Annotated in this window: 12 protein-coding genes; 8 read left to right on the top strand and 4 right to left on the bottom strand. The window is 73.2% G+C overall.

The window, feature by feature from the left end; genetic code table 11:
* Positions 1-79: 79 nt before the first annotated feature.
* Positions 80-1,684, bottom strand: a complete 1,605-nt coding sequence (locus L0H79_RS06400; protein WP_301483745.1) for an MFS transporter — start codon at positions 1,682-1,684, stop codon at positions 80-82.
* Between the two features lie 130 nt (positions 1,685-1,814).
* On the opposite strand from L0H79_RS06400, the gene glpK reads away from it, so the two are divergent.
* Positions 1,815-3,341: a glycerol kinase GlpK gene (glpK, locus tag L0H79_RS06395; protein ID WP_301483744.1), complete on the top strand. Its 1,527-nt coding sequence runs from the start codon at positions 1,815-1,817 to the stop codon at positions 3,339-3,341.
* A 28-nt stretch (positions 3,342-3,369) separates the two neighbouring features.
* Here the strand turns inward: glpK and L0H79_RS06390 are convergent, their stop codons facing one another.
* Both L0H79_RS06390 and tpx read right to left on the bottom strand, forming a co-directional pair.
* Entirely contained in the window at positions 3,370-4,362 is a 993-nt protein-coding gene (locus L0H79_RS06390; RefSeq protein ID WP_301483743.1) for a S41 family peptidase, read from the bottom strand.
* A 74-nt stretch (positions 4,363-4,436) separates the two neighbouring features.
* Entirely contained in the window at positions 4,437-4,928 is a 492-nt protein-coding gene (gene tpx / locus L0H79_RS06385) for a thiol peroxidase (RefSeq protein WP_301483742.1), read from the bottom strand.
* A gap of 101 nt (positions 4,929-5,029) precedes the next feature.
* On the opposite strand from tpx, the gene L0H79_RS06380 reads away from it, so the two are divergent.
* From L0H79_RS06380 to L0H79_RS06350, 7 genes are all read left to right on the top strand, one after another.
* Positions 5,030-5,701, top strand: coding sequence for a ceramidase domain-containing protein (locus tag L0H79_RS06380; protein WP_301483741.1), 672 nt, complete (start codon positions 5,030-5,032; stop codon positions 5,699-5,701).
* Positions 5,702-5,710: 9 nt separating this feature from the next.
* Positions 5,711-6,118, top strand: a complete 408-nt coding sequence (locus L0H79_RS06375) for an ankyrin repeat domain-containing protein (RefSeq protein WP_301483740.1) — start codon at positions 5,711-5,713, stop codon at positions 6,116-6,118.
* On the top strand, positions 6,111-6,374 hold the full coding sequence (locus L0H79_RS06370) for a hypothetical protein (protein ID WP_301483739.1): 264 nt from the start codon (positions 6,111-6,113) through the stop codon (positions 6,372-6,374). Before L0H79_RS06375 ends, L0H79_RS06370 begins: the two co-directional genes overlap by 8 nt.
* 95 nt (positions 6,375-6,469) lie before the next feature.
* Positions 6,470-6,709: an antitoxin MazE5 gene (locus L0H79_RS06365; RefSeq protein WP_301483738.1), complete on the top strand. Its 240-nt coding sequence runs from the start codon at positions 6,470-6,472 to the stop codon at positions 6,707-6,709.
* Positions 6,682-7,041 carry a type II toxin-antitoxin system PemK/MazF family toxin gene (locus L0H79_RS06360; protein ID WP_301483737.1) on the top strand — a complete coding sequence of 120 codons (360 nt, stop codon included), beginning with the start codon at positions 6,682-6,684 and terminating at the stop codon, positions 7,039-7,041. The genes L0H79_RS06365 and L0H79_RS06360 overlap by 28 nt, the downstream gene beginning before the upstream one ends.
* A gap of 21 nt (positions 7,042-7,062) precedes the next feature.
* A complete protein-coding gene (locus tag L0H79_RS06355; protein ID WP_301483736.1) occupies positions 7,063-10,077 on the top strand; it encodes an alpha/beta fold hydrolase in 3,015 nt (1,004 codons plus the stop codon).
* On the top strand, positions 10,074-10,940 hold the full coding sequence (locus L0H79_RS06350) for an ABC transporter permease (protein WP_301483735.1): 867 nt from the start codon (positions 10,074-10,076) through the stop codon (positions 10,938-10,940). The genes L0H79_RS06355 and L0H79_RS06350 overlap by 4 nt, the downstream gene beginning before the upstream one ends.
* Positions 10,941-10,956: 16 nt before the next feature.
* Here the strand turns inward: L0H79_RS06350 and L0H79_RS06345 are convergent.
* A partial coding sequence (locus tag L0H79_RS06345) for an HNH endonuclease signature motif containing protein (RefSeq protein WP_301483734.1) occupies positions 10,957-12,477 on the bottom strand: 1,521 nt, incomplete at its 5' end.

Below are 12,477 nucleotides of genomic sequence, written 5' to 3'. Positions count from 1 at the left end.
CAGCCCGTGTGCCGCTCATCCGGCACCGTGGGCACGCGGAGCCGGCGAGCCCGGCCGGCGAGCCCGGCCGGCGAGCAGGTCATGGCTTCGTGTCGCGGGACAGCCGCAGGTCGGCCAGCGCCTCGGCCGAGGCGGAACGGCCCTGGATGGCCGTGAGGAAGTCGTCGCGCTCGAGACTGTACGTCGTGAGCGGCTCCGCAGCGGTGACGGTTGCGGTCCGAGCGCTCTGGCGCAGCAGCGCGATCTCGCCGAACCCGTCACCCGGCCCGAGCGGAGGGCGCGGCGAGCCGTGGACGTCGACCGTTGCGCTACCGCTCGCCACGATGTGGAAGGAGTCGCCTTCGGCTCCCTCGCGGATCACGACCGTGCCGGTGGCGTAGTCGTTGCGTTCCAGGCGCCCGGCCAGATGCTCGACGAGGACGACGGGCAGCACCTCGAAGACCTCGACGTCGGCGAGGAAGTCGGCATGTCCTGCGCTCTCGGTGGCCGCACCGTCGATGCGGTGGAACGTGAGGGCGTAGGCGAGCGCCAGCACGACGACGATCACGCCGATGGCTAGGGTGGCGCCGCGTTGGCCGACGGCCTGTGCCAGACCGGGCGCGGCCAGCGACCCGAGGGCCATCGACGTGAAGGCGATGATCTCGATCGCCGACAGCGCCCGAGCCACTGCCCCGTGGGGTGCCCGCCGGGCGATGAAGGTGAACATGCTGGCATCCTCGACCGCGTTGCCGAAGCCGACGACGAGCATGCCCAGGCCCGCGGTCCACGGGCTCGAGCTGGTGACTGCCACGACCACGAGCCCGACCCCCCAGAGCATCACACCGAGCACGAAGCCGCGCGCGAGCCGCGTCACGCGCAAGGCCCGTGACCCGACGAGCGCCCCGACCAGCCCGCCGACTCCCATCGCCGCCCAGAGCCACCCCACCGTGTCGTTGCCCAGCCGGAACGTCTCGAGCACGAGCAGGACGAGCAGGACCTGGAGCGCGCCACGCGCGAAGGTCTGCGCGGCAGAGAGTACCGAGGCGCCGCCCCCGGGGACGGCGCGCCAGAGCGCGACGAGCCCAGCGGCATACGACTCCCGGCGGCTCACGGGATCGCGTCGGGCGGGTGCCGCCTGGGCGACCGACAGACCCAGGAGCGGGAGGGGCGCGAAGACGGCGCACAGGGCGCAGGCCACCACGGCGTCGGCCGGAGACGTGACCAGCAGGACGACCCCCGCCAGGGCCGGGCCGACCAGCGAGGCGATGCTCTCTGTCCCTGCGGCGCCGATGTTCGCCCGGGCCAGCTCACGAGGCGTGTGGACGATCCAGGGCAGGAGCGCGGCCTGCAGGGGCCGGTAGGTGCTGAGCAGAGCCACGGCGAGCGACCCGGTGGCGACACTGACGACCGCCGGCCAGCGGGCGAGCGCGGAGACGGCACTGAGGACCATGGCGGCCGACCCCAGGGCCACGACCCAGCGGAGCACGCGGGTCAGGGGCAGCCGGTCGGCGAGCATCCCGACACGCGAGTTCGCGAGGATGCCGAGTACGGAGATCAATACCGAGCACGCCACGAGCAGGGTCGGTCCGCCGCGGTCGAAAGCCAGCACGAACAGGACGATCGGGGCCAGGTGGGCTGCGGTCGTCGCGACCGCCCAGCCCGCCTGGACCCTCCGGACCGCGGAGATGAGCGCGCTGGTGGCCACGTCCCCGATTGTGCCGGGTGCGCGCAGGCAGCGCATCCGATCGGTCGGGCCGACGGGTCGCGATAGCGGATGTTGCTGTCGCCGACGATGAGGTGGCCGGCGATGCGGTGGCGGACGATACGGTCGGCCGATGGACTACGTCGTCGCGATCGACCAGGGCACCACGAGCACCCGCGCGATGGTCTTCGACCGAGCCGGCGACGTCGTCGCGGTCGACCAGCGCGAGCACCGGCAGATCTTCCCTCGGGCCGGCTGGGTCGAGCACGACCCGCTCGAGATCTGGCAGAACACCCGGGCGGTCCTCGGCGGTGCGCTCGGCAAGGCCAACCTCAACGCCGGTCAGGTGGCTGCGGTCGGCATCACCAACCAGCGCGAGACCGCCGTCGTCTGGGAGCGCGCGACTGGAGCGCCGGTGCACGACGCCATCGTCTGGCAGGACACCCGGACCCAGGCGATCTGTGACGAGCTGGCGGGTGACCAGGGGCCGCAGCGGTTCGCGGCGACGACCGGACTGCCGCTCGCGACATACTTCGCCGGGCCCAAGATCCGGTGGATCCTCGAGCACGTCGACGGGGCGCGGCAACGCGCCGAGGCGGGCGACCTGCTCGCCGGCACGATCGACACCTGGCTGCTGTGGAACCTCACCGGTGGCGCATCCGAGGGCGGCATCCACGTCACGGACGTCACGAACGCGTCGCGCACCCTCCTGATGGACCTGCGCACCCTCGACTGGGACGAGGCGATCACCGCCGAGGTGGGGGTGCCGCTCGCGATGCTGCCCGAGATCCGTTCCTCCTGCGAGGTCTACGCCACCATCACGCCGGGCATCCTCGCCGGGGTCCCGGTCGCCGGGATCCTCGGCGACCAGCAGGCCGCGACCTTCGGCCAGGCCTGTCTCGAGCCGGGCACGGCGAAGAACACCTACGGCACCGGAAACTTCATGCTGCTCAACACCGGCGAACAGATCGTCCGGTCGCAGCACGGGCTGCTGACGACGGTCTGCTACCGGCTCGGTGACGCCGCTCCCGTCTACGCGCTGGAGGGGTCGATCGCCGTCACCGGCTCGCTCGTGCAGTGGTTGCGCGACAACCTCGGCATCATCGAGACCGCGGCGCAGGTCGAGACGCTCGCCGCGACGGTGCAGGACAACGGCGGCGCCTACTTCGTGCCGGCCTTCTCCGGCCTCTTCGCGCCGCACTGGCGGCCCGATGCGCGGGGCGCGCTCGTCGGACTGACCCGGTTCGTCAACAAGGGACACATCGCCCGAGCAGCCTTGGAGGCCACGGCGTTCCAGACCCGCGAAGTGCTCGACGCGATGAACCTCGACGCCGCAGCCTCCGGGTCCGGTGCACCTTTGGCTGAGCTCAAGGTGGACGGTGGCATGGTCGCCAACGACACGCTCATGCAGTTCCAGGCCGACCTGCTCGGCGTCGACGTGGTGCGCCCGAAGGTCGCCGAGACGACCGCGCTCGGGGCGGCGTATGCCGCTGGGCTGGCTGTCGGGTACTGGTCGGGTCCCAGCGAGGTGGCCGCCAACTGGGGCGAGGGCGGGCGCTGGTCGCCGAGGATGGATGCCGCAGAGCGTGACCGGCTCTACCGGCAGTGGTGCAAGGCGGTGACGAGGACGTTCGACTGGGTCGACGCCGACACGCGCTGAGGGGGCGACCTTGTTCCGGGCGGTTCAGTCACCGACACTGCTGATGGAGCCAGTCGAGCGCCATGCGCTCCGGGGCATCCGTGCGCACCGTAGGCGGAACGCCCTTCGGGTAGGTGTGGCCGGCGACGTCGACGAGACGGTGCGTGGGCAGCACGAGCCGCGCGCCGTCGGACAGCGGGAAGGACTCCAGGAGGGGCTGGCCGCTGGTGTCCTCCCCGAAGGTCCGCACCCGGTGTTGGTCCTCCTGCTTGAAAGCGAGCGCAAGGGCCTCGCCCGCGCCGGCGGTGCGGGCCGACTGGAGCACGGCAACCGGCCGCTCGTTCCTCGTGCCGGAACGGCCGGAGGTCGCCAGTGGCCGCCCGTCGACGAACACCGATCCCATCGCCACCGAGACCCGGTACTCCCTGTCGTTGCGGTCCCTGAAGCCGAAGACCCAGCCCGGCCGGAGCAGGGGTTCGAGTCCGGCGATCGCGCCCCAGTCGGTCTGCGACGCGGTGTCCCGCAGGTCGACCAGCCAGCCGCACGTCGTCCGGTTGCGGGCCATCCCCACCCGGTCTGCAACGGCCGCGGCCCGGGCGGATGCGTCATTCGTGCGCATCTCACCGATGGCCGGCACCGTGACCCGGCCGACTCCGCCTGAGGTCCGGACGTCGACCGGTTCGGCGACCTCTGGGGCGTGGGCGTCTTCGGGAGGTATGAGCATCCCAGCGGGACCGGCCGCCTGCGCCAGGGCAGTGCCGAGCGCAGGGTACGTCTGCGCCGGGCTGCGGGCGGTGTGCACCGCCGCCATGGTCTTCCGGACGACGCCGGGCCACGTTGCCTCGTCGACCAGCAGGGCCCGCTCCTGCATGAGCTGGAGTGCTGCTTGTGCGTACTCCTCGGCGGGGGAGAGGCGAGTCGGGGCGGCTGCGCCCTCGGGCCCGGGTCGTGACGGGCTCAGCACGACCATCGCGACGGCGAAAGCCGCCACGAGGGCGGCGGCGGAGAGCGCCCGGCGCCCCCAGCGTCCGTCGGTCGTCACCCTTCCGAGGGTAGGCGGCGCCGCCCGGGCATGTCAGGGTGACGGCGGGCGCACTTCGGACCCGAAGGCCGCCCTCAGCCCAGCGAGGCGACCGCGGCGGCGTAGTCGGGCTCGGTCGTGATCTCCGGCACGAGCTGGCTGTGCAGCACCGTTCCGTCCGTGTCGATGACGACGACCGAGCGGGCGAGCAGGCCTTTCATGCCGGTCGCGGTCAGGGTCACGCCGTAGTCCTCACCGAACGTCGAGCGGAACGCGGACGCGGGCGTGACGTTCTCGATCCCCTCGGCACCGCAGAAGCGCTTGAGCGCGAAGGGCAGGTCCTCGGAGGCGCAGATGACCTCGACGCCCTCGAGCCCGGCCGCGATCTCGTTGAACCGGCGCACGCTCGCCGCGCAGATGCCGGTGTCGACACTGGGGAAGATGTTGAGGACGACCCGCTTGCCCTCGGGACGGGTCACGTCCTTCAGGTCGGTCGTCGCGAGGGTGAACTCGGGGGCGACGTCGCCCACGGTCGGCAGGTCGCCGATGGTCTCGACGGGGGTGCCTCGAAGCGCAGTAGTTGCCATGGGGGTCTTCCTAGCAAACCCCGGGCGCCGGTGACGTGGGCATCCACTGGGCGGTACGGCCCGACATCCTGGCGGCACCATCCACGGGGTACCGTCACGTCATGGCCAGCGGCGGCGCGACGTGCCTCCCGACCGGCTGCTTCTGCGAGGCAGTCCACTCCACGGGCCTCGCACAGCCGGTCAACGCGTGGTCATCGCTCGCCTTCGTCGCGGCCGGTGTCGTGGTGTTCCTGCCGACCGGCAAACCGGCCCACCGCGAGCGAGTGCTGCGGATGCTGCTGGGTGCCACCCTCGTCGCTGTCGGTGGGGCGAGCTTCGCCTTCCACGCGACGCTGACGCGGGTCACCGAGTTCCTCGACACGTGGACGATGGCGGGGCTCGCGATCGTCATCCTCGGCGGGGCGGTGGCCCGCCGCGGGTTCGCCCGCCCCCGCCTCGCCGTGCTGCTCGGTCTGGCGCTGCAAGCGATCCTGCTGCGCGTCCTGTGGACCTGGCCGGCGACCCGGCGCGTCGTCTTCGGAGTCATCCTCGCCGTCGCTGTCGCCCTCGAGCTGTCCCGGACCCGCATCCCGGTCGCCGCCTTCCAGCCACAGCGGTGGCTGTGGCTTGCGCTGGGTCTGCTCACGGCGGCATACGCCATCTGGCTGCTCGACGTGATGGGGACGTGGTGCGACCCGACGAGCCTGCTGCAAGGACACGCCGTCTGGCACGTCGTCGGCGCCGGGGCGGCGGTGTGCCTGGCCCGGCACTACGACGTGACGAGTCGTGCGTAGGGTCGGGGCATGACGGGAGCAGCGCTCACCCCGGAGCAACAGGAGCAGGTCGTCGCGCTCGCTATGGACCTCGCGCGGGAGGGGCGGACGGCAGAGCTGGTCGACTTCGTCGAGCACGGCCTGCCCGTCGACGTCACCGACCGCGAGGGCAACACCCTCCTGATGCTCGCTGCCTACCGCGGACGGGCCGAGACGGCCCAGGCGCTCATCGCCCGCGGCGCCGACGTCGACCTGCGCAACGACCGCGACCAGTCGCCGGTGGCGGGGGCGATCTTCAAGGGCGAGGACGACATCGTGCGCGCGCTCGTCGCGGCCGGTGCGGACCTCGACGCGGGCACGCCGACGGGGCGTGCGGCAGCCGTCCTGTTCGGGCGGGAGCACCTGCTCGAGGCTCGGGAAGGGCAGGCCGGTGGCTGACCCGACCGAGCCGGCGACCACCGCCGGGCAGCGCTTCCTCATCAACGTGATCGGCCTGGCCGGGATCGTCTACGGCGGGTTGGCGATCGTCTACTACCTGCTCGGGTTCGGCGCGCTCTCGTTCGCGGCGGCGCCGTACCGCTGGCTCCAGCTCGAAGGACTGGTGCGGTACGTGCCACCGCTGATCGTCTTCGTCGTGTGCTTCGTCATCGTGTGGGCGGTCGAGCGCCGCGCCGCCCGGTCGGCTGGTCGCTGACCGGGCACCACGCTGCCACGGGCGGGGGATCGATGTGTCGACCGAAAGAGCGCCCGATCAGTCCAGCCAAGCCATTGCAGTGGCATGATTGTGGCATGACGCGAGTAAGGGTGAGCACGACGGTTGACCAGGACCTGCTCCGGGCCGCGCGAGAGGCTCATCAGGGCGGGACCGACTCGTCCCTGCTCGAGGACGCCCTGCGGGCGCTGTTGGCCGAGTATGACCGCTGCGCCACGGAGGCCGCCTATGCCGTGGCCTACGTGCAACACCCGCTCGACGAGCCTGACGAGTGGGGCGATCTCGCTGCATGGCGCGCCGCCGTCGGTGCGTCGTGACGCAGCTGCCCGAGCACGGGGAGGTCTGGTGGTGCGAGTCCCCCCAGTTCGCCCGGCGGCCGGTTGTCGTCCTCTCTCGCTCCGCGGCGGTCCGTGGGCTGGGCCGCGCGGTGGTGGCACCGTGCACGACGACGTTTCGAGGACTCTCCAGTGAGGTCGAGCTCGAGCCGGGGCCAGACCCCGTGCCGCGGCAGTGTGTGGTGAACTGCGACTCGCTCGAGTCGGTCAGTGTGAGTCTCCTGGTGGAACGGCTCGGCCGGCTCGGCAGCGAACGCCGCCACCGGGTATGTCGCGCCGTGGCGGTCGCCCTCGAGTGCCCTGCCGCGTCGTGATGTGATGTGACCGTGTCGCGCGTGAGGCCCATCGGGGGGTATGCCGCTCACCGGGCCTCCCGACGGGTCGCCCGGGTCGTGCGCGTGGCCGGGCTCGCGGCGCTGCTCACGGTCGGAAGCCTCGTCGCGGCCCCCACCGCGGTCTCGGCCGCGGAGCAGCCGGCCGAGAGCCTGACCGTCCCGGTCGGCGCCGAGCCCGACCGCACGAAGGTCACGCTCGACGCCTCCGTCTACGGCCAGCCGGGCGGTGGCCGGCATCCGGTCGTGTTGCTCGCGCACGGGTTCGGCGGCACGAAGGACTCGGTGGCTCTGCAGGCGCGAGAGCTGCAGAACCGCGGCTATGTCGTGGTCACGTGGACGGCTCGCGGCTTCGGCGACTCCGGAGGCCGGATCCACCTCGACGACCCGAACTACGAGGTCGCGGATGCCAAGGCCCTGCTCGGCCTCGCTGCGAAACGCCCTGACGTACAGCTGGACTCACCCGGAGATCCGCGAGCCGGCGTGATGGGGGCGTCCTACGGTGGCGCGCTCGCCCTCCTGCTCGCCGGGACCGACCCGCGCATCGACGGCGTCGTCGCGGCGATGACGTGGAACGACCTGTCGCAGGCGTTCTTCCCGCAGGCGGTCCTGACCGGTCCGCTGCCGACCCCGGCCGGGCGTGCGTCGATCGCCACGCCCGGCCCCTTCAAGCAGGACTGGGCCTCGGCCTTCTTCATGGGTGCTGTGTCGGCTGGGCCCGCGTCCGCCGGGCCGACTTCCTCCGCAGCGGCCCGGAAGGGAGCGCCGGCGGGGGCGTGCGGGCGGTTCGACCCGACCATCTGCCGGCTCTTCGTCGAGACCGCGCAGACCGGGGTCCCCAGCGACCGGCTGCTCACCCTGCTTCGCGCCCACAGTCCCGCGGCCGTGGTGGACCACGTCACGGCCCCGACCCTGCTGATCCAGGGCATGGCCGACTCGCTCTTCGGCCTCGACCAGAGCGACGCGACGGCTCGCGGGCTCGCCGCGGCCGGCACCCCGGTCGCGGTCCGGTGGAGCGACGGCGGCCACGACGCGCCGAGCTCGCGCGAGCAGGAGGAGCAGGACGCGTCCTTCGGCTGGCTCGACCACTGGGTCAAGGCGGGCTCCGATCCTGGGTCCGCCCTGCCGACACCGGGTTTCGTCTATGCGACCGCATCGGCGAAACGCAACCAGCCCGCCGACCTGTGGTCGCTGCCGGCCTACCCCGGGCTCGCGCCGGCCTCGGCGACCGCGGGTGCGTCCTCACCCACGACCGACCCCGCCCAGCCCGCGCAGCCGGCCCTGCCGGCCCGGTCGTTGCCGCTGGCTTCCCACGGCGGGGCCGCGCTGCGTCCGCCCGGCGGGCAACCGGCCGCCATGGTCGCGGTCCCCGGCCTGTCGGCCAGCGGCGTCAGCGGGTCCCTCTCGACCTACCGGCTCGCGGCCCTGCCGGGTCAGTCGGTCGCCCTGAACACCGACCCGGTCCGCGAGCCCATCACGGTCGTCGGCTCCCCGACGATCCGGCTCTCGGTCACCTCGAACCGGCCCGTCGTCACGCTCTTCGCCTCGCTGTGGCGAGTGGCCGGCGGGCAGGCGACCCTGCCGCACGCGCTCGTCGCCCCGATCCGCGTGCCGGTCACCCCGGGCCGGCCCACCCCGGTCACGGTCTCGCTCCCGGCCGCGACCTATCCCATGCCCGCCGGCAGCAGCTGGCGGGTGCTCCTCACGTCCACCGAGACGAGCTTCACCAACGACCGCACGCCCGCCGGCGTCTCGGTCGAGGCGCCCCCCGGCCCCCACGGCCCGGGCGCCCCCCCCCCCCCCCGCGCCCGCGCCCCCCCCGGGGGGGGGGGGGGGGTGGCCCGGGGCTCCGGGCGGGCCGGGGGCCCCGACGGCACCCCGATCGCGGGAGCGACCCGAGGGGTCGACACCGAGGACACGATCGCCCTGACCGCCATCGCAGTCCTTCTGCTCGCCTGGCTCGGCACCGCGCTGGTCCGTCGCCGCCGCCGCACCCACGAGCCGACCCGCCCCGACCTCGCCGAGGTCCCGCTCGTCGTCGAGCACCTCGTCAAGACCTACTCGGACGGCCACCGGGCCGTCGACGACGTCTCATGGCGCGCCGAGAAGGGCCAGGTCGTCGGCCTGCTCGGGCCCAACGGCGCCGGCAAGACGACGACGATGCGGATGGTCATGGGCCTGATCCGGCCCGACTCCGGCACTGTCCATGTCCTCGGGCGGCCCGTCACGGCAGGCTCGTCCGTGCTGCGCCGCGTCGGCGCACTCATCGAAGGCCCTGGTTTCCTGCCCCACCTGACCGGCCGCGAGAACCTCGAGGCCTACTGGGCGGCGACCGGCATGGACCCGGCCGGGGCCCACCTGGCCGAAGCCATCGACGTCGCAGCGCTCGGTGGCGCACTCGAGCGGCCGGTCAAGTCCTACAGCCACGGGATGAAGCAGCGACTCGGCATCGCCCAGGCCATGCTCGGCCTGCCGGAGCTGCTCGTCCTCGACGAGCCGACCAACGGCCTCGACCCGCCCCAGATCGCGGCGATGCGCCCGATCCTGCGCCGCTACGCCGAGACCGGCCGCACCGTCGTCATCTCGAGCCATCTGCTCGCCGAGGTCGAGCTGACCTGCACCGACGTCGTCGTCATGCACGCCGGCCGGGTCGTCACCGCCGGCCGGGTGGCCGACCTGCTCGACAGCGCCGACACGACGGTCCTCGACCTCGCCGAGGGCCTCGACCGCGCCGACGTGGCCGGGCTCTGCGCAGAGCTGGGCCGACGCACCGGGATCACCGAGGTGCGCATCGACACCGAGACCCGACTCGTCGTCGTCGCCGACCTCGCCCGTGACGCCGTCGTACGCACCGCCGTCGACGTCGGTCTGCCCGTCGTCGGGGTGAGCAGCCGCCGCCATCTCGAGGAGGTCTTCCTCGGTGTCATCGACAGCGCAGCCGCCGCGAACGGCTCGAGCCAGGGGGCCGATTCGGGCGCATCCCTCATCGAACGACTGAGGCAGGTGAGGTCACGGTGAGCACGCAGGCCGGCACAGCGGCATACGACCTGCGGCAGGTATGCCGCCCACTCTCCTTCCGCGCGGAGTGGCGCCGCCAGTGGGGGCGTCGCCGCACCCGGGTCGCGTTCGCCCTCGTCGTCGCGCTGCCGATCATCCTCGTGGTCGCGTTCGCCTTCGGCGACAGCTCGAGCGGGCGGCGCGCGGGCACGACGGCGCGCTTCATCGACCTCGCCCAGACGGGGTCGGCGAACTTCACCCTCTTCACCCTGTTCGTCAGCTCGCAGCTGTTGCTCATCCTGCTCGCCGCACTGTTCTGCGGCGACTCGGTGCCGGCCGAGGCCTCGTGGGCTTCGCTGCGCTACCTGCTCATCGCGCCCGTGCGCCGGGCGCGGCTGCTGACCAGCAAGCTGGCGGTCGGCCTGACCCTGACCGCGCTCGCGACGGTCGTGCTCGTGGCGTGGGCGCTGCTCGTCGGGGGCGTCGCCTACGGGTGGGCGCCGCTGACCAACCCGCTCGGCGAGGACCTCGGCTGGAGCACCTACCTCGCGCGCCTGGCGGTCGCGGTGGCCTACATCTACGTCACGATGCTGCCGATCGCGGCGATCGCCTTCTGGATCGGGGTGCGCTCGGACGCACCGCTCGCGTCGGTCGGCGGTGCGGTCCTCACCTCGATCGTCCTGTCGATCCTCGATCAGATCGACGCGCTCGACCCGTGGCGCAACGCCTTCCCCGGCCACTACGCCAACGCGTGGCAGGAGCTCATCGCGCCGAGCCCGGTCTGGGACGACGTCGTGCATGGGGTGCTCTGGGCGCTGGTCTGGACGATCCTGTTCGTCCAGCTCGGCTACCGGCGATTCCGGCGTGCCGACATCCTCAGCTGAGCGATGATCCGTGTGGTCAGGCGGCGGCGAGCAGGTCGGCGAGGTGTTGCTCGAGGGGGCTGAGGTCGCCGTCGGTGATGTCGCTGATGTCGTTGTCGCGGATGGTCTCGTCGCGGCGCGGGCGCTCGTCAGGGCATTGGTCCGGATCGGCGGGAGTCGACGACTGGAGCCCGCGGGCGGGCTCGTGGTGTGTGGGCTCGTGGTGTGTGGGCTCGCGCTGTGCGGGCTCTTGGTGTGCGGGTAGGACGGGTGGCGCGGTGGAGGTGTGGGTGTGTCCGGTGGGGGTGGTGATCCGTGTGGTGTGCGGGCCTGCGCCGCCGCGGCCCGGGCCGGGGTCGGTCACCTCGGAGTGCCAGCCGGGCAGGTCCTTGGTCAGGTTGCAGGCGATGCACAGGCCTTGCCCGTTGCTGGCGCTGGTCGGCCCGCCGCGGCTGTGCGGCCTGATGTGGTCGGCGTGCCGGATCGGGGCGTCGCACCACGGGGTGCGGCACACCCCGTCGCGGGCGATCAGGTAGCGGCGCAGCCCGGCCGGGAAGAGCCGCGCGGTGGAGTCGAGCCCGACCAGGGTGCCGGTGCCCGGGTGGGTGTAGAGGCGCCGCAGCCACCTCTTGGCGGCTCGGGCCTGGGGGTCTGGCGTCTCGGGGTCTCGCATCGCGGGGTCTGGTGTCGCGGTGTCTCGGGCCTCGGGGTCTGGCGTCGCGGGGTCTCGCGTCGCGGGGTCTTGGGTGGGCGAGCCGGGTGGTCTGCTCGTGCCGGGTGGGTGCAGGTCGCGGGTGAGCAGGTCGCGGACCCACCCGGCCGGGACCGGCCCGTAGCCGGGGACGTGTGCGGGCGTGTCGTCGCCGGCGAACAGGGCCCGGTCGGTGATCACGACCTGTACCTCGATGTCGATCTCGTCGGCGCTGGCCTGCCCGGTGACCCGCTGGAACAGGGTGTCGGCCATCACCTGCCCGCGGCTGCGCGGGTCGCCGGCCGCCTTGGCGGCCGCGGCGGCCTGGGTCAGGGCCGCGTACACCGCGACGGCCATCTGCACAGGTAGCAGCGCGGCGACCAGCGCCATGCAGTCCGGCACCGGCCGGCAGGTCACGCGCCGGTCCGCGGCCGCGGCTGCGGCTCGAGCCACGGCGGCCTGCGGGTCGAGCCGGTCGGCGCAGGCGCGCACTCGACGCTCGAGCTGCCGGTCGCCCCAGCCGGCGCACCCGGTCCCGGCCGGGTCCCCGGGCGCGGGCGTGTTCGCGCCGATCACCTCGGCGTCCACGACGGCGCGCAGCTGCGCGCTCAGGTGGCTGGTCGCCCTGACGACCAGCTCGGCGCGCCGCTCGGACAGGTACCCCGCCGCGAGCGCGGCCAGGGTGTGCGGCAGGTGCTCGACCAGGGTGACCGCGGCCCGCGCCAGCCGGGCCCCGCGCGAGGGAGACTCGTGCCGGGCCAGGCCGACCTGAGCCGAGACCCCGGACCGGGCCGCGATCGCCGCCGCGCGCCGGCGCCGCGAGGAAGACGACGCGCCCTCCGACGACCCAGGCCCCGACGACGGGGA

It is taken from the genome of Intrasporangium sp., assembly GCF_030452765.1.
Lineage (GTDB): Bacteria > Actinomycetota > Actinomycetes > Actinomycetales > Dermatophilaceae > Intrasporangium_A.
This window is presented reverse-complemented; position numbering and strand designations above follow the sequence as displayed.

Excerpts from the sequence above, each read along its gene's own strand:
- tpx (WP_301483742.1), bottom strand. The coding sequence starts at position 4,928 with ATGGCAACTACTGCGCTTCGAGGCACCCCCGTCGAGACCATCGGCGAC.
- L0H79_RS06360 (WP_301483737.1), top strand. The coding sequence starts at position 6,682 with ATGGCGCGCCGCCGTCGGTGCGTCGTGACGCAGCTGCCCGAGCACGGG.
- L0H79_RS06375 (WP_301483740.1), top strand. The coding sequence starts at position 5,711 with ATGACGGGAGCAGCGCTCACCCCGGAGCAACAGGAGCAGGTCGTCGCG.
- glpK (WP_301483744.1), top strand. The coding sequence starts at position 1,815 with ATGGACTACGTCGTCGCGATCGACCAGGGCACCACGAGCACCCGCGCG.
- L0H79_RS06365 (WP_301483738.1), top strand. The coding sequence starts at position 6,470 with ATGACGCGAGTAAGGGTGAGCACGACGGTTGACCAGGACCTGCTCCGG.
- L0H79_RS06380 (WP_301483741.1), top strand. The coding sequence starts at position 5,030 with ATGGCCAGCGGCGGCGCGACGTGCCTCCCGACCGGCTGCTTCTGCGAG.